Here is a 24,053-nt window from a genome sequence, read left to right on the forward strand (position 1 = left end):
GGTCACGCCTCCTCCTGAAGCTTCGACTCGGCCTCGTCCGCCGACAGGCCCTCCACCTCGCGCAGCAGCGCCTCGAACTCGTCCAGGCCGATCGCCTCCGCCTGGTGCGCCCGGATCGCCGCCGCGAGCCCCCCGACGGTCGGCGCCTCGAAGACGGCGCTCATCGGGAAGTCGCCGTGCACCTGGCGCAGCCGGCCCACGATCTGGATGGCGAAGAGGGAGTTCCCGCCGAGCTCGTAGAAGTCGTCGTCGGGTCCGATCGGCGAGACGCGGAGCATGTCCCGCCACATCCGGGCCACCGACTGGGCGAGTTCGTCGTCCGGCCACACCACCGCCGGGTCCCAGTCGTCGTCCGGCCCCTGCCCGCCGCTGCCCAGCGCGTCGGTGAACGAGGCCGCCGTCAGGTTCGTCCGGTCGGCCAGCACCTCCTGGAAGTCGCCCCGGCACACCACCACCTGCGGCAGCCCGCCCGCGAGCGCGGCCCGGGCGAGGGCCAGGCCCTCCGCCACCGGCACGCCCTGCTCGCGGCGGAGCCGCTCGTAGAGCGCCCGCACTTCTGGCAGGCCCGCCATCTGCCGCTCGAACCAGTCGTCCCACGCCCATTGGGTCACGTCGAACGTGACGGCCGTCCGTCCGCCCGCCGCGGCGGAGTGGGCGTAGGCGTCGAGGAAGGCGGCGGCCGCGGTGTTCTCCGACTGCCCGAAGCCGCCGGTGACGCCGGTGGTCGTCGAGCCCGCGAGGAGGAACGCCTCCGGCTCGTCCGCCAGCAATTCGTCAAGGAGCAGCGTGGAGCGCACCCGCGCCGCCAGGACCGCGTCGAAGTCCTCCCGCGACTTCAGCGCCACCAGACCGGAGCCCCGGGCCTCCGGGAAGTGCAGCACTCCGCGCAGCCCGCCGGGGCCGAACAGCTCCCGGGCCTCCCGTACCACGGACCGCGCCTGATCCGGGTCCGCGAGGTTCGCCGACCGGTACGCCACGGCGTCCGGCCGGTCCGCCCGCAGCGCCGCGAGGCGAGCCGCACGCTCCCGTACGGTGTCCTCGGCGGTGGCCCCGGAAGGCTCTGGGTAGCCGACCAGCAGCAGCCGGGCCCCGGACTCCGCCAGGTGCTCGGCGAGGCTCAGCCCCGCCTCCCCGGACACCCCGGTCACCAGGTAACCGGCACCGCCCGGCCACGCCCGCTCCGCGGGCACCGGCTCCAGCGGGACCGGTGCGAACGCCCGCCCCAGCCGGCGGCCGCCCCGGTACGCCACCAGCGACTCCGCGCCCGGACCCGCCAGCTCGGCGGCGAGCCGGCCGGCGACCGCCCGGACCGCGTCCGGCCCGGACGCGGAACCGAGGCTCACGTCCACCGCCCGGCAGGTCAGCCAGGAGTACTCCTGGGGCAGCACGGTCACCGCCCCGTACACCGTGGCCCGCTCCGGCAGCACGACGGCGGTGCCGTACGCGTCCTGGAGGTCGTCGGTGACGACGTCGATCCGCACGGGGCGGTCCTTGCCGGACTCGTCGAGGGTCTGCGCCAGCCCCACCAGAGCGTGGAAACCGCGGTCCAGCGCCTCCGTGTGGCGTCCGGAGGCGTCCCGGCCGCCGTCCGCGCCGGGGCCGGTGACCGACCAGGCGTGCAGCACCCGGTCGACCGCCGTGCCGTCACTGCGGAGGTCCCGCACGACCCGCGGGAGGCCGTCGGGGTCCGCCGGGGCGACGGTGAACTCGTGCTCGGCGGTACGGGTGCAGCCGGCGCCCGTCCTCACGGTGACGACCGTGTGGCCCCGCTCGCGCAGCCCGGCCGCCACCTCGTCGGCGAGCCCGCGCCCGTCGGCGAGGACCAGCCAGTTCCGCGGGGCCTCCGTCTCCGCCCCCGGCAGCGGCGCGGGGTGCCACACCGGTGCGTACGTCCAGCGCGCCGGGTCCGCGCGGACGGCGGCCGCGGCCGTCTCCTCACGGCGGGGCAGCAGGTGGCTCGGCCCCTGGAACGGATAGGCGGGCAGCGGTACACGGCGCCGGGCGCGGCCCGGGTGGAGTGCCGCCCAGTCGACGTCCACGCCGCGCCGCCACAGCTCGCCCAGGCCCTCGCGCAGCGTGCGGCCCTCGGCAGGGGCGGCGGCCTCGCCGCGCGGGCGGGGGAGCAGTGTCACCACCGGCAGGGGCTCGGTGTGACCGCGCACCAGGCCGCTGAGCTGACTGCCTGGACCGGCTTCGACGAGAACGGCCGGGCCACGCCGTGCCAGCGTGGAAACGCCGTCCGCGAACCGCACCGGCTCACGGGTGTGCGCCACCCAGTACTCCGGGTCGGTGGCCTGGTCGTCGGTGATCCAGGTGCCGGTCACGTTGGACAGGAACGGGATCGACGGCTTGTGCAGGGTCACCGAGCGCAGCACCTCGGCGAGACCGGGCAGAGCGGGCTCCACCAGCCGGGTGTGGAAGGCGTGGGAGGTCTCCAGCTCCTTCACGACGACGCCCCGCTCCTCCAGCGTCCGGCGAGCCGCGGCCACCTCCTCCGGCGTGCCCGCGACCACACACGAACCGGGCGCGTTGACGGCGGCGATCACGGCGCCCGACCCCTGCAGCGCCTCGGCGGCGGACGCCTCGTCGAGCAGCACGGACAGCATCCGGCCGGGTGGCAGGTCCTGCATCAGCCCGGCCCGCCGCGCCACCACGCGCAGTGCGTCCTCCAGGCTGAACACGCCTGCCAGGCAGGCCGCGACCAGCTCCCCGAGGCTGTGCCCGGTCATCGCGTCCGGGAACACGCCCCAGGACTGCAGGAGCCGTGCCACGGCGTAGTCCACGCAGAACACGGCCGGTTGGGTGCGACTGGTCTGCCGCAGCCGCTCGCCCGCGCCCTCCTCGTCCGCCGCGAAGACGAGTTCGCGCACGTCCCAGCCGGTCAGGGGCGCGAGGATCTCGGCGCAGGCGTCGAACGCCTCGCGGAACACCGGCTCGGTGCGGTAGAGCTCCGCGCCCATCCCCGGGTACTGGGCACCCTGCCCCGGGAAGAGGAACACCACTGCGGGCGCCTGACCGTCCTGGGCCGCCGGCTCCGTCACCGCCGCTGCCCTGCGCAGCGCGGCGGCGGCCTCGGCCCGGCCGGAGGCGACGACGGCACGGCGATGGGGGAAGGAGTCCCGTCCGACCTGGAGGGTGTACGCGGCGTCCGCGAGACCCGTCCCGGAGCCGCCGTCGAGCGCATCGGCGAGCCGGTCGGCGGCGGCCCGGAGATCCTCGGGCGTCCGCGCCGACAGGGGCAGCACCTGCCATCCGTCGGCGTCCGCACCGTCCTCGACCACGGGCGCGGCCTCCAGGACCACATGAGCGTTGGTGCCCCCGATGCCGAAGGCGCTCACCGCGGCGCGGGGCGGCTCCTTCGTCTCCGGCCACGGCAGGCCCTCGGCGTCCACCCGGAACGGGCCCTTGTCCAGGGCGAGCCGTTCGTTCGGCGCGGTGAAGTGGGCGGTCGGGGGGATGTGCCGGTGCTCCAGCGCCAGCGCCGCCTTGATCAGGCCGGTCACTCCGGAGGCCGCGTCCAGGTGGCCCACGTTGGACTTCACCGATCCCAGGTGCACCGACCCCGCGGGCAGCCCGGGCCCGAACACCTCGGTCAGCGCCTGTACCTCGATCGGGTCGCCGAGCGGTGTGGCCGTGCCGTGCGCCTCGACGTACTGGATCGAGCCCGGCTCGACCCCGACCACCGCGAGGGCCTCGGATATGACGTCCGCCTGGCCGCGAGCCGACGGGGCCGTGAATCCGATCTTGTCGGAGCCGTCGTTGTTGACCGCCGAGCCCCGGATCACGGCGTGGACGTGGTCACCGTCCGCGACCGCGTCCTCCAGCCTTTTGAGGACCACCACGGCCACGCCGTCACCCGAGACCGTGCCGCTCGCCTCGGCGTCGAACGGGCGGCAGCGCCCGTCCGGGGAGAGGATCGCCCCCTCCTCGTACAGGTAGCCGCGCGGTTCGAGCTCCCTGACCGCCACACCGCCGGCCAGCGCCATGTCGCACTCCCGCGAGAGCAGCGACTGCACCGCCAGGTGCACGCCCACCAGCGACGACGAGCAGGCGGTCTGCACGGTGAGGCTCGGCCCGGTCAGGCCCAGCTTGTACGAGACGCGCAGCGCCGGCATACCCGGGTCGTTGCCGATCCCCACCTGGATCTCGTCCGACACCCGGCCGTCCGGCCCGCCCTGCGGAACACGCTCCCGCAGATGGCCGTTGGCCGCGACACCCGTGAACACCCCGGTGCGGGCGTCGACGGAACCCGCCGGGTACCCCGCTCGCTCCAGCGCCTGCCACGCGGTCTCGAGGAGCAGCCGGTGCTGGGGGTCCGTCAACTCCGCCTCGGAACGGGACATCCCGAAGAAGGCGGCGTCGAAACGGTCGTGACCCTCCAGCGGATAACCGGACTTGACCAGCGCCGGGTCCTCGAGGAGTGCCTCCGGCACCCCCGCGGCCCGCAGCTCCTCGTCGCTGTACCGCGTGGCGCCGTCGGCGCCCGCCACGACCATGCGCCACAGTGCGTCGACGTCGGGGGCACCGGGGAAGCGCCCGCTCATCCCGATGATGGCGACGCTCTGCTCCGGAAGCCCCGCCCCGTCCCTCTCCTCGGTCATGCGTTCCCCCTGTCGGTGTCGTTGTGGCATGCGGCGAGCAGGTCCTCCAGACCGCTCGCGAGTTCCCGTACGGTCGGACGGTCGAAGAGCATCCGCAGCGTCACCGGCACCCCGAGCCGCTCCTTGGCCACGGCCACGGCCTGTGTGGCGAGCATCGAGTGGCCGCCCAGCTCGAAGAAGTCGTCGTCGAGTCCCACCCGGTCGACCGACAGCAGCTCGCCCCAGATGTCGGCGAGGGTCTTCTCCACGGGTGTGGCCGGCGCCGCGAAGTCCGCGCCGAGCTCGGGCCGTTCGGCCTCCGGCGCCGGCAGCGCCCGCCGGTCCACCTTGCCGTTGACGGTCAGCGGCAGCGCGTCCAGGGCCACGAACACGTTCGGCAGCATGTACTCGGGCAGCGTCCGGGCCAGGTGCTCCCGCAGCCGCGTCGTGCCGACCGCGCCCTCGGTGCCCGCTGCGGCCACCCAGTACGCCACCAGGCGCGGGTCGCCGACCGTGTCCCGGTCCACGAGCACCACCGCGTCGCGGACCGCAGGGTGCCGGGCCAGGGTGTTCTCGATCTCGCCGAGCTCGATCCGGTGACCGCGCACCTTCACCTGGTGGTCCAGACGCCCCAGGTACTCGTGGTCGCCGCCCTCGGCCGAGCGCCGCGCGCTGTCGCCCGAACGGTAGCGACGGGCACCCGGCACGGCCGCGTCCGGGTCCGGCAGGAACCGCTCGGCGGTCAGTGCCGGGCGGCCCAAGTAGCCGCGGGCGACGCCCGCGCCGCCCACGTGGAGCTCGCCGGGGGTCCCGGCCGGGGCCTCCCGGCCGTCGGCGCCGATCACCCGCAGCGACCAGCCCTCGAACGCCTCGCCGATCACGGAGGCCGAACCGTCCAGGTCCGCGGCGGTCATCCGGCGGTACGTGGAGTGCACCGTCGTCTCGGTGATCCCGTACATGTTCACCAGCTCGGGGCAGGAGTCGCCGAGCCGGTCGAGCCACGGCCGCAGCGTCTGCGGCGCCAGCGCCTCACCGGCGAACACCACGACGCGCAGCGCCAGTTCCGCCGGCTTCGCGCCCCGCTCGGCCAGCTCCTCCTCGTACCCGACCAGTTGACGGAAGGCGGCCGGCGTCTGGTTGAGGACCGTGACCCCCTCGCGGTGCAGCAGGGCGTGGAAGTCCTGCGGCGAGCGGCGCGTGTCGTCCGGGACGACCACCAGCCGCCCGCCGTGGAGCAGCGCACCCCACACCTCCCACACCGACACGTCGAACGCGGCGGACGAGAACATCGACCACACGTCGTCCGGGCCGAACCCGAACAGGTCCCGCGTGCCGGTGAGCAGCGCGGTCACCTGGCGGTGCTCCACCATGACGCCCTTGGGCGTGCCCGTCGAACCGCTGGTGTAGATCACGTACGCGAGGTTCGCCGCGACCGCGCCCCCGTCGGACGGGGCGGAGTCCGGGTATCCGGACAGATCCGTGCCGCCCGGACCGGTCAGCACCGTGGACACGGGTCCCGCGCCACTGTCGGCCCGGTCGGTGACAAGCACCCTCGCACCGGCGTCGGCGAGCATGAACTCCCGGCGCTCAAGGGGGCTCGCCGGGTCCACGGGCAGGTATGCCCCGCCCGCCTTGAGGACCGCCAGCAGCGCCGTGACCAGACCGGTGGTCCGTTCCATGCACACCGCGACCGGGACCTCGGGGCCGACACCGAGCGACCTCAGACGGTGGGCGAGCCGGTTGGCGTCCCGCTCCAGCTCCCGGTAGGTCAGCCGCCCGTCGACGCCGCTGACGGCGACGGCATCGCCGCGCAGCGCCACCTGCCGGGCGAACCAACTGTGCAGGGTCCCGGCCGGATCAGCGTCCGGACGTGGCCCGGAGACCCGTTCGTCAACGGTCAAGGTCGCTCTTCCTCTCGATGCCGGGGACGACGGCCCGGCCGTTCTCGGGGGTACGGGCGGCGATGGACCGGACGACGGGCAGCTCGGCGACCGGGGTGTCCGGCGAGGCGACGGCCTCCGCGAGGATCCGCTCGTACGCGGTGAGCAGCATGGCTGCCGTGTCCGGCCCGTACAGGTCGGTGTCGTACTCCAGGGACAGCTCCACGACGTCGCCTCCGCGCTCCTCCACGTAGAGGCTCAGGTCGTACTTCGCGGTGTCCTGCGGTCCCGCCAGGTCCAGTTCGCACGGGCCGAGCCCGGCGAAGACCGGCGGGCGGCGCTCGCCCAGGTAGCTGAACATGAAGCGGAACACCGGCATGAAGTCCCGGCCGCGCCGGGAGACGAGCGCCTCGACGAGCTTGTCGAAAGGCAGCTCCTGGTGGGCGGCTGCGTCGAGCACTGCCGCCCGTGTCCGGCCGACCATCGTCCGGAAACCCGGGCCACCGGACAGCCGGGCCCGTACCGGCACCATGTTGATCAGGCAGCCGACCAGTTCCTGAAGCTCCAGCCGGGTGCGGCCGGCGGCAGGGATGCCCACCGTCATGTCGTCGGCCCCTGACCAGCCCGCCAGCAGCGCGTACACCGCCGCCAGGTGCGTCATGTTCACGGTGGCCCGCTCGGAGCGCGCGAACGCCCTTACCGAGCGCACAAGTTCGGCAGGCAGGACGCGGCCGGCGACGGCGCCCCGGAAGCTCTTGCCGACCGGCCTCGGGTGGTCCGTCGGCAGCTCCGGGGCACGCGGGTCGTCGCCGAGGACGGAGCGCCAGTGGTCGATCAGGACCCTCAGCACGTCGCCGGTGAGCCGATCGCGCTGCCACCCGGAGAGGTCCGTGTACTGCAGGGCGGGTGCGGGCAGCGCGTCCGGTGAGCCGTACAGCAGACCCAGCTCGCGTAAGAGGATCTCCACCGAGGCGCCGTCGACGGCTATGTGATGGAACGTCAGCAGGAGCCTGTGGTCGTCGGGTGCGACCCGCACCAGACGGGCGGCCAGCGGAGGAGCGGACGCCAGGTCGAACACCCGCCGGGCCTCATCGGCGGCGATCCGCCGCGCCTCCGCCTCCGGGTCGCCGGTGCCGGACACGTCGGTGCACGGCAGGGGCACCGTTGTGGGCGGGGAGATCACCTGGTGCGGTACGCCGGAAGTCGCCCCGTACGTCGTGCGCAGCACCTGGTGGCGGGCCACCACCCCGTCGAGCGCCCGGCCGAGCGCCGCCCGGTCCAGCATGCCGCGCAGCCGCAGCACGGTGGGGACGTTGTAGAGGGTGCTCTCGGGGTCGATCTGCTGCATGAACCACAGCCGCTGCTGGGCGAAGGAGAGCGCGGGCCGGGCATCCGGGTCGTCCGGCAGCGGTCGGGGCCCGTCCGAGGGGGCAGGGGAGGCCGTGCCCGACCCGGCCCGCGAGGCACCTGAGCCGGTGGGCGCGGAGACGGGGGCCTTCATGGCGGCGTGGACCACCGAGGCCATGTCCTTCAGGGTGCCGGCGTGGAGGAGCGCGGCCGGAGACACCCGGGCGCCGAGCTCCTCGTCGATCAGTTCGGCGAGCCGTGCCGCGGTCCGATTCCCACCTCCGAGTGCGGCGAACTCCGCACCGGGCTCCACCTCCCGCACGCCGAGCAGCTCCGACCAGAACCGGGCGAGCTCCTCCGCGACGAATCCGCTCGAGGTCATGCGAACCGGACCCCCTTCCGGGCGTTGCGCACGGTCTGGTGGAGCAGATCGAGGAAGCGCCGGGGGAGTGAACCGAGGAAGCGCCGGGGGAGCGAACCGAGGTGGAATCGGCCGCCCTCGAAGAGGTGCGCCTCGGCGTCGCCGACGGCCGAGTGACGGCCCCACAGTCCGGCGTTCGCCGCAGGAGGGTTCGGGTGCTCGTCCGCCGCGAACACCGGGACCGGGCACGGCACGGTCACGTCGGGAGCCACCCGGTACCGCATCGGCGCGGCGAGGTCGGCGCGGAGGGCGGGCTCGTGTAAGCGGCGGACCCAACGATCCGCTTCGCCGGCGTTGTCGTGCGTCAACGTAAACGTGCCGTCTCTGTCCGACCGGCAGTGTGTCGCATCAGGCCCCCGAATGTGTGTGCGGTCCCTCGCTGTTCACGGAACCGATCACAGCCTTGATCATGAAGATCAACGAGGTCAATCGATCACAGGGTGACATTTTTGATCGCAGGCATCGAAGAAAACGATCGACGCGAAACTGCTGGCAGACCGGAATGAGCCGGACCGCAGGGCCTGGCAGCGCCGCAGTCATCGCCACGGCGGTGCCGAACCGGCGGCCGGCCCCGGTAGAGCCTCCAGGACGACCGCCGGCAGGGCCCGGCATCTGCACCGTGTCGCAGTCGCGGTCAATCCACGAGCTCGAACTCGGGGCGCACCCCTCGCAGGACGAGCGGATCCGTCCCGTCCTCGACATCCCGGTCCAATGCGTACGGCAAGCCCGCGCTTTGAGGAGAGTACGTCCCGCACGATGCCGCGGACGTCCGGTCGATGAACGCCCGCATGGCGCGGGTGAGCTGCCGGCTGCGCCGCCAGGCGACTTGGGTGTAGACCTTGAACGGCGGCTGCCACTCCAACTCCACCAGGCTTCCCGCTGCGATCGCGTCCGTTGCGGCGACCTCCGGCACGACGCTGGTGCCCAGCCCGGCGGCGACCCCGCGCTTGATGGATTCGACGGTGCCGAATTCCAGGAGCGCGGCCCCGGACCCGTCGTTGGCGTCGGCCAACTCGGCTTCCAGCAGTCGTCGGTAGCAGGCGCCGGGTTCGGGGACCAGGACCGGAGTGCTGCCGAGGTCCCTGGTGGTGGGTCCGGACATCCCGGCGAGACGGTGCCCGGGCGCGGCTATGGCGACAAGCGGCTCGGCCCCGAGGACTTCGGTCTGCAGCCCCGAGTGCTCGGTGCGCGCGTCCATGAACAACCCCATGTCCAGTGTGCCCTGCCGCAACGCCTCGCAGATCTGGGCGGCCGATCCAGGACGCACCGAGAGCCGCAGTCGCGGATAGTGGTGATGGAAGAACTCGAGAACCGGCGGCATCCGGTACGAGGTGAGGCTTTCACTCGCGCCGATGGTGAGCACACCGGAGGGTTCGACCCAGCTCGCGGTCTGCTCCCTGGCTTCGTCGACGAGCGACAGGATGCGTTCCGCGTACGGGGCGAGCTGCTCGCCGGCCGGGGTGAGCCGGACCTGGCCCCGCAGGCGCTCGAAGAGTTCCACCCCCAGCGACACTTCGAGATTCTTGATCTGACTGGTCACGCTGGACTGGGCGTAATTCAGCTCGGATGCGGCCTTGGTGAAACTGCGCAGTGTCGCGACGCGGTGGAAGGTGGCGAGCTGCCTGAGATCCAACGGGCCCACTGCTCGGCTCGGCCGGCTCACGGGCATCGCTGCCCTACCGGTTTCTCCCCGGACCGCGCTCTGGACGGCCACGTCAGGGCTGGTCGGATGTGCACCGCGGTGACGCGGGCAGTGCCGTAAGCCGCACTTGTGTCATGTGTGTGGAACATGGCGCATCCTTCGGGTTCATCTTCCCGGGGCAGGCAGGTGAAGCAGCCACCGCCCTTGCAGTGGCCAGACGATAGTCACGCATCAGCCAACTCGCACATGGGTTTTGAGGGATCGTCAAGTACGGTCAAGTACGTGCTCTGCCGCTGGACTGCGGGCGCGGGCGGCCGTCCGGCGGGCGTTGTGAAGGGCTCGTCGCCGCGTCGGGCGGGCCATGGCAGGCGAGTGCGCCACCAGCGCACTCGCCTGCCATGCATCAGCTGACGGCGTCCCGTCGCACGCTCAGTGGCCGCTGGTCCGTCCAGACCTGCTCGACGTGCGCGAGGCACTCCTCCTTCGTTCCGGCGAACCCTGCCTCCCGCCATCCCTCCGGCAGCTCGCGCCCCTCGCCCCAGATGGAGTACTGCTCCTCGATGTTCACCACGACCACGAACCGGTCGTTCACACCCGTGCTCTGCACCGTGATTCCCTCCACGACTGACTCCACTGCGAAAACACCCTCAGCGTGCGCGCCCCGCACCACTCCCGACAAGATCCCTTCGATGGAGGACCCCGGGCCCTTCCGAGTTCGACCGAGACTCACGACGGTGACTGTGGCCTGGGCTTTCGTGGCTTCATGGGCAGGCTTGGTCGTCTCGTGGCCGACGGGTGGGACGTGTCCGATGTCACCGTGGAGGCAGCGGTGGCACGATCGGAGCTGATCGCGGTGCGGGCCTGACGGGGTGACAGACGTGCGGTCCCGGATTCGCCTACGCTGGCAGCGATCACAGATCCATGGGGGAGGCAGGAACTTTGGGACGCCCGATCGCGCGGCTCTGCATAGCCGGTTTGAGCATCTTGCTGGGGTTGTCGACCGGTTGCACAGCAGAAACTTCAACGCACGGTGGCGCGAAGCCACCGTCCCCAACTGAGCCGACCCCAGTCATCGCGACGGACGAGGCCAGAAGCGTCTACGAGCGCTACGACCGCGAGATTGCGGCCGCCGATGCCGCGCTGGACGATGCGGCCGCCGGCAAGGTCCAGACGGGCGTCCTGCTGAAAGAGTCACTCGCCGGGTACACGATTCACCGCGCGGCGAAGACCAAGGAAGGAGTCTTCCACCTCACCCAACCCCGCTTCCTGATCCCGACCGTGCAGGCCGGTGCACCCTACCCCCGGTCCTTCGCTGTCCTGAGCAAGTGGAAAGGCAGGGAGACGGACCGGTCCTCGCAGCTCCTGTATTTCACCCAGTCGGAAGCAGGAGGCGCCTGGAAGGCCGCCGCGGCCGGATGGGTTGTCACAGAGCCTGCCAAGAAGTCAGCGACCTCTTCGCCGACGCCTTCTCCGGCCCCGACCAAGAACGGCAGGACTGTCGTTCGTCTGCGGCCGAAGGTGCTGCCTGACATTCGCCGCGGCGCCTCCGGAACGGCGCAGCTGTCCGCGACCGCGGCAACCGACCGCACGGTGTGCGACAGGTTCGCCGACTACCTCAGCTTTGCGCCTCCGCTCGGTCGTCCCACAACGGACCGCTTCACGGAAGGCGGGTTCACGAGCGACCTCGTCCGGTTCCACAACGACTGGGCGCACGAGGACCTCGAGCGCAGCTTCTCCTACGAAGTGACCGGCACCGACCTCCCGGTGTTCCGCCTTTCCACAGGCAGTTCGCTCGTCGCCTGCACCTTCGTCCGGCAGCACCGCGTCGCCGGTGCTCCGCCTCACGGCACGGTCCAGTTCGACAAGGGTTCGGACACGGATGTGCTGCTCGGCGGCGGCGGAAAGGAATGGCGCCGGGTCGAGGAGACGAGGAGCATGACGGCATTGATCGAGGTGCCGGCGGGGAAGGCTCCGCCCGCCACGGTCCTGGCGTGCGACTGCTACGACCCTCAGCTGCTCTCGGCGAGCGGCGTCCGTCCCGATTAGCGCGGTCGCGGAGAAGCGCGGGTCACCTGCCCAGTCGGTACTCGGCAGTTGCCCGGTACACGGGCCGGCGCAAAGGGGGCGGTGACCACGCGCGCCGTGCAGAACTCCACCCGGCACCACGCATGGCCGGTATCCGGCAACCGCGCAGCCTTACTCGTCCCTCACGGCTGCGCGGGACCCGGCGCCGGAACCGTCATGGTCCATCGGATGCTCCCCAAGGGTGACCGGTGCGAGGGCCGCCTCGCCCGTGCGGCGGATGCGGTTACGACCATCGAAGGACGCCCGGGCGCAGCGGTGTTGGCGACGATCGACGCGTACGTCATCACCGCCTGGATCGGAGCCTGACCGTGCTGAAGCAGACCCTGCGCGTCGCCGCCGTCATCGCCCTCGTCGCCGCAGTCGCCGCCCCCGCTGTCGCCGCCCCCGCCCCCGCCCCCGAGGCCCCGCCCGCCGCCGCACCCACCACGTTCGCCTCCTCCCTCGAGGGGGAGGCGCGGCTGGGTTACGAGATCGCCGAGGAGGAGGTGCGGGTCACCGTCGACGCCCACTCCACCTACACCGCGGGCAGCATGCCCACCCGCTCCTGGGGCACCTTCCGCATCTCCCACGTCATCGACGGCCGTGACTACTGGGGCGACTTCGAGGTCGACTGCCTCACCACCGGCGGCCCCACCGCCACCGTGACCGGCCGACTCGTCCGCACCAGCGCCGGCCACCCGTGGCAGACGCACCTGGACCCTCACACCCGCATGGGCGTGAGCTTCTACGTCCCCAGGAACGGCAAAGCACGCGCCGGGCTGTCCGGAGCGACCGCCAAGCGCGCGCCCCTGCTGACCAAGTGCATGGCACCCGCCGCCGACATGGCGGTCACCGACGGTGGCTACACCCTGCGGGACAGGGAGACGCGGACCTCCTAGGCCGTTTCAGATCGACCGACTCACCTGGTGAGGGATCGTTCCGGCCGATGTGGCGCGGGTGATCTTTCCGATGACGCCTGGGCTCGAGACGACCTTCGCAACCGTTCACCTGCGTACGAAGGTCACCCGCGGCCCCGGCAGCGCGGCCGCTGCCGGCCATGGTGGTGAAGCTCGTCGAGTCCGCCCGGGCGCGCCGGCGGGCCGTGAACGCACCTCATCTGTCGCCCTCGTACGTGCCGGAGCCCGCTTCGAACGCGGTCAGTTCGTCGGACGTCCGGCGGCCCACATCGCATGACGCGCCTTTCGGCAGGACGTGAAATTCGATGGACGTGACGATCCCAGTGGCCGTACCTTCGACCGGTCCCAGCCTTCACGCGTCCGAAGAGGTGCATTTGATGACGGTTCAGGTAATCGCGGCCAACTTTCAGCGGCCGCCTTCCCCAGCCGTTGTGACCTCCCCGGACCGAAGGAATCCCCATAGTGGATCTGCCACGTAGCTTCACCATCCGCGAGAGCAGCCATCGCCTCTGCAACCCGTTCACCAGCGAGAAACTGGCCATCCTGGGCCAGGCCATCAGCCCGTCCCCGGGCACCCGTGTGCTCGACCTCGCCTGCGGCAAGGGCGAGATGCTGTGCACCTGGGCACGCGACCACGGTGTGACCGGCACCGGAGTGGACATCAGCACCGTCTTCATCGACGCCGCCCGCGCGCGGGCGGTGGAGCTGGACGTGGCCGACCGGGTCGGCTTCGTGCACGCGGACGCGTCGGACCACGTCGCCGACGATCCCGTCGGCATCGCTGCCTGCATCGGCGCCACCTGGATCGGCTCCGGCGTGGCCGGCACCGTCGAACTCCTGCGGCGCAGTCTCGCTCCCGGCGGCATGATGCTGATCGGCGAACCCTTCTGGCGCCGCGAGCCCCAGGACCAGGTCACCGTCGACGGCTGCCACATGGCCCGCAAGGACGACCTGCTCCTGCTGCCGCAACTGCTCGAACAATTCGACGCCCTGGGCTGTGATGTCGTCGAAATGGTCCTTGCCGACCAGGACAGCTGGGACCGGTACGTCGCGGCGCAGTGGCTCAACATCCGCCGCTGGCTGGACACCAACCCCGACGACGAGCTCGCCGACGAGATGCGTGCGGAACTCGCTGCGGCTCCCGTCCAGCACGCCAGGTACCAGCGCGAATACCTCGGGTGGGGCGTTTTCGTACTGATGGACCGCTGACACACCGCTCCGAGTGAGCCCCGGCGCCACTTGCCGGGGCTCACTCGGACACCACCCAACCTCGAACGCCCCGACACCCCGTGGGCTGAACACGCGCCACGTCATCCACCGGTCCCGACAATCACTCGGCACTGTCCTGCCGCCGGGCTGACCGGGCAAGGGGCAGGGGAGCGCCCGGGGTACTGCCACCGACTGCACGGCTCCACGTCACGCAGCCAGCGGACCGCGAAGGAGGCGCAAGTGGTGCGCTCCGGGACGTGCGATCACCGTTGGCGCGATCGCCGGGTCGAGCAGACGCCGGCGTCGGGATCGCGCGGTCCGGCGCCATCACACGCGGGCGACAGCTGAAGCGAATGAAGCTGATGCACCGCGGCGACCGGCCCGCACCGCGGCGCACGGGCCCGCACTGCGGCGACCGCCCCGCAGCGCGCCGGCCGCGCCGGTACCGTCGGGCCCTCGGATGGGTCAGGCAGCAGAGGCACGCAGCAAACGCTCCACACCCCTGTCGACGGACTGGGGGATCTTCCCCCACCAGCCGGCCGCCCATGCACACCGTCGCGGTCGGCTCGTCGGCCGCACCGGTCCCGTTTGCGCTCGGCCGAGGCCCTGGTGGGGCGGGGCCTTTCCTCTCGACGTCGGCTGCATGGATGCGCTGTGCGATGCATCGAGGACTGTCGGTGATCCTCCGTGAACTCCATCCCCGGAGACGCTGCCACCAGCGCCGTTGCGATCCCCGTGTGCAGGCATGAGCGTCGAGGCATGGCGGCGCGGCATGCACGAGCGGCCGGAGGAGAGGGACGATGGGTGAGCCGGCTGTGTACGGCGGCACGGTGCCTGACACCAGCGTCATGCCGGGCGATGGCCGAAAGGAGGTCCCGGAGCATGGGTGCGAGTGGACCCTTGTCTGGTGACCCTGACTCGACCCGGATCACTGCGTCCGGGCCGGGCGGCCTGCTCGATGTGCTGAACGTGGCGGCCGTTCTGCTCGACGCCGAGGGCAGGATCGACCTCTGGAGCCCGCAGGCCGAGATCCTGTTCGGCTACAGCGCAGAGGAGGCCCTGGGACGTCACGCGGGCCCCCTGCTGGTCCACGAGGAGAATCTGGAGCAGGTCCTGGAACTGTTCACCCACGTGATGGAAGGCGGCGAGAGCTGGGCAGGGGTGTTCCCCGTCCGGCGCAAAGACGGCAGCACCCGGCTGGTGGAGTTCCGCAACATGAGGCTGCAGGACGATCAGCAGGACTACTACGCCCTGGGCCTGGCCACGGACCAGACGACCCTACGGCAAGTCGAACGTGACCTGGCGCTGTCGGCCCGCCTGGTCTCCCAGTCGCCGATCGGGCTGGGAGTCCTGGACACGGACCTTCGCTACGTCTCGGTCAACCCGGCGGAGGAGCGCATGAACGGCGTGCCGGCCGTCGATCACATCGGTCGGCACGTGGACGAGGTGCTCCCCTTCCTGGACGAGTCCTTCGCGGCGGCGATGCGCGAAGTCCTGGCCACCGGCATCCCCATCGTGGACCAGTACACCGTGGGACGCACCCCCGCCGACCCGGACCACGACCACGCCTGGTCGATCTCCTTCTACCGGCTCGAGGCGACCAACGGGAAAGTGCTGGGCGTGGCGACCTCCAGCGTGGATGTCACCGAACGGCACCGCGCAGTCGAAGAGCAACGCCGCACCGCCCTCACCCTCCAGCGCAGCATGCTGCCTCACCCACCGCCGCGGCGGCCGGGACTGGAAATCGCCACCCGCTACCGTCCGGCCCAGGCCACCATCGAAATCGGCGGGGACTGGTTCGACGTCATACCCCTGAGCGGTGACAAGACTGCCCTCGTCGTCGGCGATGTCATGGGCAGCGGGGTGAGGGCAGCGGCCACCATGGGTCAGCTCCGCACCGCCACTCGGACCCTCGCCGATCTCGACCTGGACCCTGCCCAGGTCCTCCACCACCTCGACCGCATCACCGACAGTCTGGGGGAGACGATCGCGACCTGCCTCTACGCCATCTTCGACCCGCACACCGCGAAGTGCCACGTCTCCCTCGCGGGGCACTTGCCGCCCGTCCTTCTCCGTCCGGACGGCGAGTGCCTGCTTCTCGACCTGCCGGCCGGCGCGCCTCTGGGCGGTTGCGGCGTCGCCTTTCACACCACCTGTCTCGACATCGAGCCGCGCGCCCAACTCGTCCTCTACACCGACGGCCTGGTCGAGACGCGCGACCAGCCGATCGACGAACGTCTGGACGCTCTCGTGGATGTCCTCGATGATCCCCAACGCTCGCTGGACGACACCTGTGACCTGCTGCTGCGCACCCTGCGCCACCCCGGGGACCATGACGATGTGGCCCTGCTCATCGCGCGGGCCGAACCGGCACATCATCCTTCATGAGCTCGCACACCTCCTGCTGGACCACGGCACCGCAGGTGCCGGCGGGTCCGGGGCGGGCATGGAGTGCCTCTTCCCCGGTCGGGGGCGTACGGACCACTCCGAGGCCCAGGAGCAGGAGGCCCGCCGTTCGGTCTGGGCAGTGCAGGCGCTAAACGAGCGGGCCGAGTGGTCCTTGTCCGCAAGGACGCGTTCGGGCCGGGTCCGGGGCCTCCCCGGACCCGGCCGCGGACGCGGATGCGGCTGATGACGGCCTCGGCCCGGGTGCCGTCCCTGCGGGTACCGGACGTGCCGGAAAGCTCGCTGCGTCCGGTGCCCGGGTGGGGTCCCCCCCGGGGCCGCCAGGGCCGAGGGGAAGCATCGCAGTGGTGGGGGCACTCCCCCTTGGCTTCGCCGGGGGCGCCCCACCCGTCCGGAGGCCGGGAAGAGCGCCCTCGTGCCGCGGACGTACTCGGGCGATTCCGGCAACGCGGCGTGGCGGTACCTCCCAGCGGCAGCCGTTGAGCCGTGCAGGGCGTCGCGAGCCGGTGACCCTTCCGGTCACCGCACTAGCACTCGCCGCGCCATGTCACCTTGGTGAAGACGGCGTTGGCGCCGAAGCTGCGGGAATACCCGCCCGGGCCGGGGTTGTAGTGGAGGCAGTCCGAGAAGTGGCCGCCGTCCTCCCAGCCCCATTCGACCTGGATGTGGTCGTATCCGGGGAGAGGCGTGCCGTTGTTGAAGATGGACATGCCGATCGCCCTGCCCGACCAGTTGCCGGACGACTTCAGGACGAGCCGCCCCTCCTCCATGATGTCGGAGTAGATGCAGAAGTAGCCCTTCCCGCAGCCCGGCGGATTCGGTTCGGCCGAGGCCGCCGGCGCCGTCCCCAGCACGCCCGCGACGGCCGCCACCGCGGCCAGGGCTCCGACCATACGCCTGGTCATCGTCGTTCTCCTCACTCGTAGGTCGTCTCACCACGGGGACGGCGTGCGGGCACATGTCGTATGAGCCCCTCGCCGTCGCTCGCCGCCGGGTCAGCAGACCGGCACTCCTGGAATCTGGTTCTCCGGAACGCTGAGATAGATGTTGGTCATGTAGCCCCCGTACTGCGGCAGATAGGCCCACCAGTCGTTGACGTAGGGCGGTGCGCTGACCTGCTGGCCGCGCTTCTGGCAGCCGACCAGTACCTCGGCGCCGGCGGGCAGTGTCGTGACCGCGCCGGAGGCGGTCGTCGCCTGGGTGCGGACACGGACGCCGCTGCCCCAGGTGCCGATCCAGGTACCTGCCGGGCGTGACGCGCCGGGGACGTTCAGCGAACGGGTCAGGCGCCCCACGTCGGTGTACGCCTTGCCGTAGGACGAACCGCTCGGGTGCAGGGTGAAGACCGCCACGATGGAACGGTCGCCCGCGCCCACCACCCCCGTCGTGTGCAGTGCCGGACGCGTGAGGTCGACCGCATCGGCACGCCTCGGCGTCCGTGCGGCCGATCCTGCCGGCTCCATTGCCGCCGCAGCGGTGGTCGCCGTGCACCCGCCGGAGCTGAAGCCCGACCAGCCCTGCTTGACGGCCCAGGGACGGTTGAAGGAGCCCGCGATGCCGAAGTGCTGGTCGTAACCGTCGGTGGCGCAGCGGGTGGACTCCCGCAGGTTGCCGAGGACGTAGTCGCGTACCGCGGCCGGGGCCGAGTCCAGCAGGTAGCGGTAGATCTTCACGGTGTCGCGGGCCGAGAGTGCCGTGTAACCCCAGTAGCCGGGGTGGGTCGACGGCGGCCGGGCGGTGTCCGTCAGGCCGAGGCGCGCGACCATCCGGTCGACGATCGCCCCCGATCCGTTGTTGGCCCAGAAGGTGCTCGCGGCCGCGTCGTCGCTGCTGCGCAGCATGGCGTCGATGCGGGCCCGGTCGGCGGCCGGGAGGGCGTCGGGGCCGCGGTTCCAGAGCATGTCCAGGGCGATCAGCAGTTTGACCACGGACGCCGACCGGAACTGCCCCGCGGTGTTGAGCTGCTCGGTGAACGTCCCGGTGTGGCGGTCGAAGACGGCGACGCCCGCCGTCACTCCGGCCGGCACGTCGGCTCTGACCGACGGGCGCGGCGAGGGGGACTCGGCGATTGCGGTGTTCGCGGTGGTGCACACGAGTGCGGCGAGAGCGGCGGCCCACACGCCCGCCCGTGTCGTGCCACGACGAATGGACCGGGCGACGCCCCGTCCCTGCGTGCTGTTCAAGGTCATCATGGTGGTCCTCGGATTCGGTGGAGGTGCGTCCGTTCGCACCACCGGCGAGACGGCGTCACGCCCTGCGCCGTATGAGGACCGGACGGGCTGCCGGTCGTACGAGGGTCCCAGCCTCTCGTCGCCGGGACCCTCATACGACCGTCAGCCCGCGCCCGTCAGCCGGGCAGGGGCCGCAAGCCGCCAACCTCCGTACGGAACAGCGGCTTCGCCCCGACACCCATCCGGCCCTCACCGGGCCCGACCCTTCCCGGAGCACCCATGTCCCAGCGCAGTACCCGCCTCGCCGCCGCGGGCCTCGCCGTCGGCGCCGCGCTGTCCCTGTTCGCCACGACGGGCACCGCCCACGCCGACGCCGCGGGGTTCTACGTCTCGCTGCAGACGAAGAGCAACGTCCGCTCGGCGCCCGGTACCCAGAACGTGCCGCTCCTCAACACCGGCTCCATCAAGGACCGTTACTACATGGACGGCGTCTGCTACGTGCACGGCCAACCCGTCACCGCCGGCGGCTACCACACGGACGTCTGGTACCGCGGCACCGTCCACGACTCCGTCGACCTCGGCAAGGGCCCCTACCGCAACGTCTGGGTATGGGGCGGCAACGTGAACGTCGGCAAGGACCCCGCCGACTCCGTCGGCGTCTGCCCGAACTGATCCCCCGAGAAGACGACACCATGGTCGAGCACCACGCTCGGACCGCCGCCGTCAGCCTCGCGCTCGGAGGCGCCCTCACCCTGTCCGGTCGTGGCGCGGGCACCGCCCAGGCGCGTCCCGACGGGCTCGTGGCGACGCTTCGGACGCACAGCAACGTCCGCGACCTCGTCTCCACCCATGGCGATGTGTTCGTCAACACGGGGACGACGCCCGGCCGGTTCTCCCAGGACATCCTCTGCTGGTACCCGGGCGAGCGCGTCACCGCCGGCGGCTGCACGACCGCAGTCTGGTACTGGGGCTACGTCACCGATTCCGCCACCGGCAGGCAGTACCAGGGGGCGTGGGTCCGGGGCGGCAATGTCGATGTCGGCGCGGACCCCTCCCCGTTGGTCAAGGAGTGCTGAACTCCACGCGGACGCCCCTGGGACCGATGTCGTGGTCCCAGGGGCGTCATGTGTGGTGCGCGGTTGTCGTTCAGCAGGTCGGCAGACCCGCGTCGGGCTCGTCGTCGCGGCCCCCGACGAGGAAGATCTCGCTCATGTAGGCGGACGGCGCCATGCCCACTGCCGGGGTCTTCACCCACCAGGTGTGCCAGTAGCCGCCGTAGGTCGCGCGACCGCCCTTGACCTGGCACAGGACCCTGAGGAATCCGCTGTCGGGTGACGTCGCGATGACGGGGGCCTGCTGGTTGGGGGCGGAGCGCAGGTTGACGTTCGCTCCCCAGATCGGGCACCGGAACGTTCCCGGGTAGTCGGGGTCCGGGGTGCAGGGTGCCGAGTCGGCGGCCTGCGCGGACGGGGTGAGGCCGGGGGAGAGGAGTGCCGCGGCGGTGGCCAGGACCACCGCCGCGACACCCCTCGCACCGGCACGGACGCCGGTCAGCATTCGCGGACCCCCGGCAGCCAGGCGGCGGGGTGGTCGATGTAGATGTTGCTGATGTAGCCGCCGAGCGCCGGGATGTAGGCCCAGGCGTCGTTGCTGTAGCCCTCGGCGTTGACGACGTCACCGTGCTTCTGGCACTCCACGAAGACGGGCGTGGGCCCGCTCAGCGTGCGCACGACCGCCGCGCTCAGCCGTGCGTCGGCGCGCACCCGGACGGAGGTGCCCCACGTGGTGAAGTTGGTCCCGGGCGTTCCCCCGCCCGGCGTGCACGGCAGGCTCACACCGCGCGCCGCGAGATACGGCACCGGGTCCATGCCCCGGCTGCTGGACGTGGAGCTGTGCGCCTCGAAGTGCAGGTGGTTGCCGGAGGAGTCGCCCTCGGAGCCCATGCGCGCGATCAGCTGGCCGCTGCTCACCCGCTGGTTCACGGAGACGAGACGCTCGTACATGTGGCCGTACTCGGTGACCGTGCCGTCATCGTGCCGGATGCGGATCCACTGGCCGTAGCCGCTGGCCGGGCCGGAGGCGATGACCGTGCCCGGCCCGGTGGAGTTGATCGGCGTACCGCGGTTGTTGGCGATGTCGACGCCGTCGTGCCCGGAGTGCCACCCCTGGGTGACTCTCCCCGCGGCCGGGCAGGACCCGGCATAGTCGGCGGGCTTGGCGGGCGGGGCGGCGTCGGCCGCGCCGGCCGTGAGCGGGATCAGCCCGGCCGCGGCGACCGCGGTCGCGAGCATGCCGAGGGACGTGGTGCGATTGGGGATGCGCATGACGAGAACTCCTTCGTGGGGAAGGGCGGTCGGATCGAGAGGGGCGGGCGGGGCCCGCGGATCAGCAGGTCGGGACTCCGGGCAGCCACGCCGCCGGGTCGTCGATGTAGATGTTCGAAATCCAGGCCCGGTACTTCGGCAGGTACGACCAGGCGTCGTTGCTGTAGCCCTCGGCGTGGACCATCTCGCCGTGCTTCTGGCACTGCACGTCCACCGCCGTGGGCCCGGGCAGACGGGTCACCGGGGGCTTCTGGGTACCGGCCTCCGGACGGAGACCGACACCGGTGCCCCAGGTCATGAACCGCTTCGTGCCGGCCGGGGGCTGCTCGCCGCCCGCGATGCGCAGGGCGCCCGCGTACTGGGAGTTCAGCCGCACGTCGCTGACCATCACGAGCGTTCCCGACTCGCGGGCCTCGACCATCTTGCCGGCACCGAGGTAGACGGCGATGTGGTGGACGGAGCCGAGGTTGCCCGGGTCCGACGCCCAGAGCAGCAGATCGCCCGGCTGCAGCGGGCCGAGACCCTGGTCGCGGGAGAAGCGGGCGGTGGCACCGCTCCACTGGGCCTGGTTCCATGAGCCTTCCGGCAGGGCGATTCCCGCCCCCTGCCACGCCGCGTACTGCACCAGGTGCGAGCAGTCGAAGCCCTTCACCTGGCTGTCGTGGGCGCCAGGACCGCCGCCGGGGTAGTCCTGACCGTACGTCGGCCCGTGGATGGAGCCGCCGCCCCACGAGTAGGGCACTCCGAGCTGCGAGCAGGCGGCGTTGACGACCGCCTGCGCCTGGTCGGGCGCGTCCGCCAGGGGACGGCAGTCGGCGGCGGCCGCGGTCTTGGCGGAGACCGGTGACGCGGCGGCCATCGCCGTACCGGTACAGCTCAGCATGGTGGCGAGCAGCAGTCCTCCTGCCACCGTCAGTGTGCGGTTGGTGCGGTGCATGCGGGTCCCCCTGAGGTGGTTCGCGCGCTGTGCGGATGAGGTGTGTGCGGACGGATCGTGCGGCTGCGGGGTGTCCGGCAGGTGGACGGTGTGCGGCAGCCGGTCGGGCTGCCCCGGGCCGTCGCCGGTCACGCCGTGGGTGTGGGCCGTGAGGGCCCCTTCGTGGAGGAGACGGGAGCGGAGGCCGGTTCGTATGCGTCGAGTACGGCGCGCATCTTGGCGAGGCCGCGCATACGGTTGCGCTGCACCGTTCCGCGGTGGGCGCCGAGCCGTTCCCCCGCCATGTCGTGGGTCAGGTCCTCGATGTCGATCAGGATCACCGCGGCCGCCTCCTTCGGCGACAGCCCGCGCAGCAGCGCGGTCGCCACCGCCTCGGCCTCCCTGCCGGCGAAGCCGCCGTCCCAACTCTGCTCGGGCAGCCGGTCGGTGCAGCGTTCCTGGCGCGAGGGGTGCCGCCACAGGTCGCGCAGCAGGTTCAGCGCCGCCGCGCAGGTGTAGGCGTACGGCTGCTGCTGTCGCACCAGAGTGCGGGAGCGCGCCCGGCGCGAGAGCCTCAGGTACGTCTCCTGCAGAAGGTCGTCGGCGTCGTGCGGATTGCCGGTCAGGGCGAGCAGCCGGCGTCGCAGCCTCGGCATCACGGCGGTGAAGGCCTCGTCGAACTCGGCCGCGGTCATGTGATCGGTGATGGCCGGCGTGTCCGCGTTCGTGCTCGCGGTCTCGGCGAGCAAGGACGACTTGGTCATCGTCGTCCCGCAGGTGTTCGTCACTGTGTTCCCCCCAGATCTGTCTGTCTCGGACTGCAGTCGGCCCCTGTGCCCCCGCAGCCGTGTGGCGGAGCTGTGCCTTCGAACTGCGGCGGCGGCGCTACGGGTGGCCTGACGTGGCGGGTCCGTACAGGGCCGCGGGCGCCTTGGTCATCAGCGCCCAGTACCGGTCTCCGTACGACCAGTGCCACCATTCGGTCGGGTAGTTGACGAACCCCGCGGCCCTCATCGCCCGGCCCATCACCCCACGGTTGGCGCGGGCCTCGGCGTCGAGGCCGACCGCGGCGGTGCGGCAGCGGCCCCCGCTCTCCTCGGGAGTGGCGTTGACCTCGGTGCCGAGGGGGAGCTCCGCACCGTCCCCGGTGCAGAGGGTCAGATCCACCGCGCCGCCGCTGACGTGCGGGGCGACCTCCGGGGGCGAGATGTACGCGCTCGCCAGTGCGCGTATCCGGTCCGCAGAGGCGTCCGGGTGGGCGGTGCGCAACGTGGCTGCGTACGTGTCGAAGTAGCGGCGCTGCAATGCGGAGGGCCGGAAGCCCTCCACCACCAGCAGGTGGATGCCCGAGGGCAGCGCGTCCTGCGCGAGCAGGAGCCGGCGCAGCACTTCGGCTCTGAGGTGCGCGTACGAGCCGTCGTCGTCGGCCTTGCGCGGGTCGATCCGCAGCGCGGTGACCTCCCGTGCGTCGACGAGGGGTTCACCGTTCTCGGCGACATGCGTTTCGGCCACTCGGTGGTCGGAGAGCAGAATGATGTCCGTCACGCTCACAGCGTGGAGGCGGGCTCTGCAAGAACGATGCAGATCCGCTGCAGGGCGTTTTGCAGCGGTTGTACGGAGCGGGCGGTGCGCGGAGCGAAGTGGCCGGAAAGGCCGTCATCGCCCCGCGCACCGCCCGCCCGATAAACCGTGCCGTACGCGTCTGTGATCGCTCTCTGTCAGAAGCAGTCTTCGAAATTCTCGGAAACTCCGGGAATTGGCTTCATGTTGTCGCCCCCGCGGACGTACACCGCACTGATCCAGCCGCGGGGTCCGCCGGCATCCACCTGGACCCAGTAATTGTTCTTGTACGGCCCGTCCGTGACGGTGTCACCCGTGCTCTGGCAGTACGCCGTGACGTACATCCTGCTGACCTTGATCCCGCTGTACGGGGGGCACGAGTACGAACTGCACGCGCGCATGTTCACGCCGGTCGCCCAGACGTAGACCCTGGTCGTGTCCGCGGCCTGCGGAGCCGGTGCCGCCGCGACCAGGGACAGTCCGGCGCCGCATGCCGCTGCGGCGGCGACCGCCGTCCGGCGTGTTCGGCTGGTTCGCTTGGTCGTTGATCCGGTCATGGAGCCCTCCCGGTCGGTGCGTGTCGGGTCGTCGATGCGCCCGGGTGACGGTTCCGGGG

General features: G+C 71.6%; 21 protein-coding genes and 1 pseudogene. 8 read left to right on the plus strand and 14 right to left on the minus strand.

The genetic code is table 11. The annotated features are described in order from the left end of the window. Positions 1–2: 2 nt before the first annotated feature. The 6 genes from AC068D_RS02490 to AC068D_RS02515 all read right to left on the minus strand — a co-directional run bounded on the left by AC068D_RS02490 (position 3) and on the right by AC068D_RS02515 (position 10,492). Entirely contained in the window at positions 3–4,601 is a 4,599-nt protein-coding gene (locus tag AC068D_RS02490; protein ID WP_478821046.1) for a type I polyketide synthase, read from the minus strand. Beyond that, positions 4,598–6,481 (minus strand): amino acid adenylation domain-containing protein, encoded by a 1,884-nt coding sequence (locus AC068D_RS02495; protein WP_478821047.1) that lies wholly within the window; start codon positions 6,479–6,481, stop codon positions 4,598–4,600. Before AC068D_RS02495 ends, AC068D_RS02490 begins: the two co-directional genes overlap by 4 nt. After that, entirely contained in the window at positions 6,471–8,189 is a 1,719-nt protein-coding gene (locus tag AC068D_RS02500; protein ID WP_478821048.1) for a condensation domain-containing protein, read from the minus strand. The genes AC068D_RS02495 and AC068D_RS02500 overlap by 11 nt, the downstream gene beginning before the upstream one ends. Beyond that, on the minus strand, positions 8,186–8,536 hold the full coding sequence (locus AC068D_RS02505) for a hypothetical protein (RefSeq protein ID WP_478821049.1): 351 nt from the start codon (positions 8,534–8,536) through the stop codon (positions 8,186–8,188). The genes AC068D_RS02500 and AC068D_RS02505 overlap by 4 nt, the downstream gene beginning before the upstream one ends. 326 nt (positions 8,537–8,862) lie before the next feature. Then, a complete protein-coding gene (locus tag AC068D_RS02510; RefSeq protein ID WP_478821050.1) occupies positions 8,863–9,861 on the minus strand; it encodes a LysR family transcriptional regulator in 999 nt (332 codons plus the stop codon). 412 nt (positions 9,862–10,273) lie between these two features. Beyond that, positions 10,274–10,492, minus strand: a complete 219-nt coding sequence (locus AC068D_RS02515) for an MbtH family protein (RefSeq protein ID WP_478821051.1) — start codon at positions 10,490–10,492, stop codon at positions 10,274–10,276. A 353-nt stretch (positions 10,493–10,845) separates the two neighbouring features. On the opposite strand from AC068D_RS02515, the gene AC068D_RS02520 reads away from it, so the two are divergent. The 6 genes and pseudogenes from AC068D_RS02520 (at position 10,846) to AC068D_RS02545 (ending at position 16,448) form a co-directional block, all read left to right on the plus strand. After that, positions 10,846–11,916 carry a DUF8094 domain-containing protein gene (locus AC068D_RS02520; RefSeq protein WP_478821052.1) on the plus strand — a complete coding sequence of 357 codons (1,071 nt, stop codon included), beginning with the start codon at positions 10,846–10,848 and terminating at the stop codon, positions 11,914–11,916. A 207-nt stretch (positions 11,917–12,123) separates the two neighbouring features. Further along, positions 12,124–12,261, plus strand: coding sequence for a hypothetical protein (locus AC068D_RS02525; RefSeq protein WP_478821053.1), 138 nt, complete (start codon positions 12,124–12,126; stop codon positions 12,259–12,261). A gap of 2 nt (positions 12,262–12,263) precedes the next feature. Next, positions 12,264–12,833 (plus strand): hypothetical protein, encoded by a 570-nt coding sequence (locus tag AC068D_RS02530; RefSeq protein WP_478821054.1) that lies wholly within the window; start codon positions 12,264–12,266, stop codon positions 12,831–12,833. 73 nt (positions 12,834–12,906) lie between these two features. Continuing rightward, positions 12,907–13,128 (plus strand): annotated as a pseudogene (locus AC068D_RS02535) (IS256 family transposase); the annotation flags it as partial. A 185-nt stretch (positions 13,129–13,313) separates the two neighbouring features. After that, positions 13,314–14,060 carry an SAM-dependent methyltransferase gene (locus AC068D_RS02540; protein ID WP_478821055.1) on the plus strand — a complete coding sequence of 249 codons (747 nt, stop codon included), beginning with the start codon at positions 13,314–13,316 and terminating at the stop codon, positions 14,058–14,060. 882 nt (positions 14,061–14,942) lie between these two features. Beyond that, on the plus strand, positions 14,943–16,448 hold the full coding sequence (locus AC068D_RS02545; RefSeq protein WP_478821056.1) for a PP2C family protein-serine/threonine phosphatase: 1,506 nt from the start codon (positions 14,943–14,945) through the stop codon (positions 16,446–16,448). 545 nt (positions 16,449–16,993) lie between these two features. On the opposite strand, the gene AC068D_RS02550 is transcribed toward AC068D_RS02545, so the two are convergent. Both AC068D_RS02550 and AC068D_RS02555 read right to left on the minus strand, forming a co-directional pair. Continuing rightward, positions 16,994–17,371, minus strand: coding sequence for a hypothetical protein (locus AC068D_RS02550; protein WP_478821057.1), 378 nt, complete (start codon positions 17,369–17,371; stop codon positions 16,994–16,996). Positions 17,372–17,461: 90 nt separating this feature from the next. After that, positions 17,462–18,649 carry a hypothetical protein gene (locus AC068D_RS02555; RefSeq protein ID WP_478821058.1) on the minus strand — a complete coding sequence of 396 codons (1,188 nt, stop codon included), beginning with the start codon at positions 18,647–18,649 and terminating at the stop codon, positions 17,462–17,464. 267 nt (positions 18,650–18,916) lie between these two features. Here AC068D_RS02555 and AC068D_RS02560 point away from each other — a divergent pair, with 267 nt between their 5' ends. After that, the gene (locus AC068D_RS02560) at positions 18,917–19,309 is read left to right on the plus strand and encodes a hypothetical protein (protein WP_478821059.1); all 393 of its coding nucleotides are present in this window, start codon (positions 18,917–18,919) and stop codon (positions 19,307–19,309) included. A 20-nt stretch (positions 19,310–19,329) separates the two neighbouring features. Further along, positions 19,330–19,713, plus strand: a complete 384-nt coding sequence (locus AC068D_RS02565) for a hypothetical protein (protein ID WP_478821060.1) — start codon at positions 19,330–19,332, stop codon at positions 19,711–19,713. 70 nt (positions 19,714–19,783) lie between these two features. Here AC068D_RS02565 and AC068D_RS02570 read toward each other — a convergent pair whose 3' ends face one another. The 6 genes from AC068D_RS02570 to AC068D_RS02595 all read right to left on the minus strand — a co-directional run bounded on the left by AC068D_RS02570 (position 19,784) and on the right by AC068D_RS02595 (position 23,994). After that, entirely contained in the window at positions 19,784–20,194 is a 411-nt protein-coding gene (locus tag AC068D_RS02570) for a hypothetical protein (protein WP_478821061.1), read from the minus strand. Further along, the gene (locus tag AC068D_RS02575; RefSeq protein WP_478821062.1) at positions 20,188–20,961 is read right to left on the minus strand and encodes a M23 family metallopeptidase; all 774 of its coding nucleotides are present in this window, start codon (positions 20,959–20,961) and stop codon (positions 20,188–20,190) included. The genes AC068D_RS02570 and AC068D_RS02575 overlap by 7 nt, the downstream gene beginning before the upstream one ends. A gap of 61 nt (positions 20,962–21,022) precedes the next feature. Continuing rightward, entirely contained in the window at positions 21,023–22,030 is a 1,008-nt protein-coding gene (locus AC068D_RS02580) for a C40 family peptidase (RefSeq protein WP_478821063.1), read from the minus strand. After that, the gene (locus tag AC068D_RS02585) at positions 22,027–22,665 is read right to left on the minus strand and encodes an RNA polymerase sigma factor (RefSeq protein WP_478821064.1); all 639 of its coding nucleotides are present in this window, start codon (positions 22,663–22,665) and stop codon (positions 22,027–22,029) included. The genes AC068D_RS02580 and AC068D_RS02585 overlap by 4 nt, the downstream gene beginning before the upstream one ends. Before the next feature lie 97 nt (positions 22,666–22,762). Continuing rightward, positions 22,763–23,422, minus strand: a complete 660-nt coding sequence (locus AC068D_RS02590; RefSeq protein ID WP_478821065.1) for a M15 family metallopeptidase — start codon at positions 23,420–23,422, stop codon at positions 22,763–22,765. A gap of 173 nt (positions 23,423–23,595) precedes the next feature. Beyond that, positions 23,596–23,994: a hypothetical protein gene (locus AC068D_RS02595; RefSeq protein WP_478821066.1), complete on the minus strand. Its 399-nt coding sequence runs from the start codon at positions 23,992–23,994 to the stop codon at positions 23,596–23,598. Between the last annotated feature and the right edge of the window lie 59 nt (positions 23,995–24,053).

The sequence above is a fragment of the Streptomyces sp. NPDC043861 genome (assembly GCF_056435905.1).

Excerpts from the sequence above, each read along its gene's own strand:
- AC068D_RS02545 (WP_478821056.1), top strand. The coding sequence starts at position 14,943 with ATGGGTGCGAGTGGACCCTTGTCTGGTGACCCTGACTCGACCCGGATC.
- AC068D_RS02550 (WP_478821057.1), bottom strand. The coding sequence starts at position 17,371 with ATGACCAGGCGTATGGTCGGAGCCCTGGCCGCGGTGGCGGCCGTCGCG.
- AC068D_RS02560 (WP_478821059.1), top strand. The coding sequence starts at position 18,917 with ATGTCCCAGCGCAGTACCCGCCTCGCCGCCGCGGGCCTCGCCGTCGGC.
- AC068D_RS02575 (WP_478821062.1), bottom strand. The coding sequence starts at position 20,961 with ATGCGCATCCCCAATCGCACCACGTCCCTCGGCATGCTCGCGACCGCG.
- AC068D_RS02525 (WP_478821053.1), top strand. The coding sequence starts at position 12,124 with ATGCTCCCCAAGGGTGACCGGTGCGAGGGCCGCCTCGCCCGTGCGGCG.
- AC068D_RS02500 (WP_478821048.1), bottom strand. The coding sequence starts at position 8,189 with ATGACCTCGAGCGGATTCGTCGCGGAGGAGCTCGCCCGGTTCTGGTCG.
- AC068D_RS02595 (WP_478821066.1), bottom strand. The coding sequence starts at position 23,994 with ATGACCGGATCAACGACCAAGCGAACCAGCCGAACACGCCGGACGGCG.
- AC068D_RS02565 (WP_478821060.1), top strand. The coding sequence starts at position 19,330 with ATGGTCGAGCACCACGCTCGGACCGCCGCCGTCAGCCTCGCGCTCGGA.
- AC068D_RS02490 (WP_478821046.1), bottom strand. The coding sequence starts at position 4,601 with ATGACCGAGGAGAGGGACGGGGCGGGGCTTCCGGAGCAGAGCGTCGCC.
- AC068D_RS02570 (WP_478821061.1), bottom strand. The coding sequence starts at position 20,194 with ATGCTGACCGGCGTCCGTGCCGGTGCGAGGGGTGTCGCGGCGGTGGTC.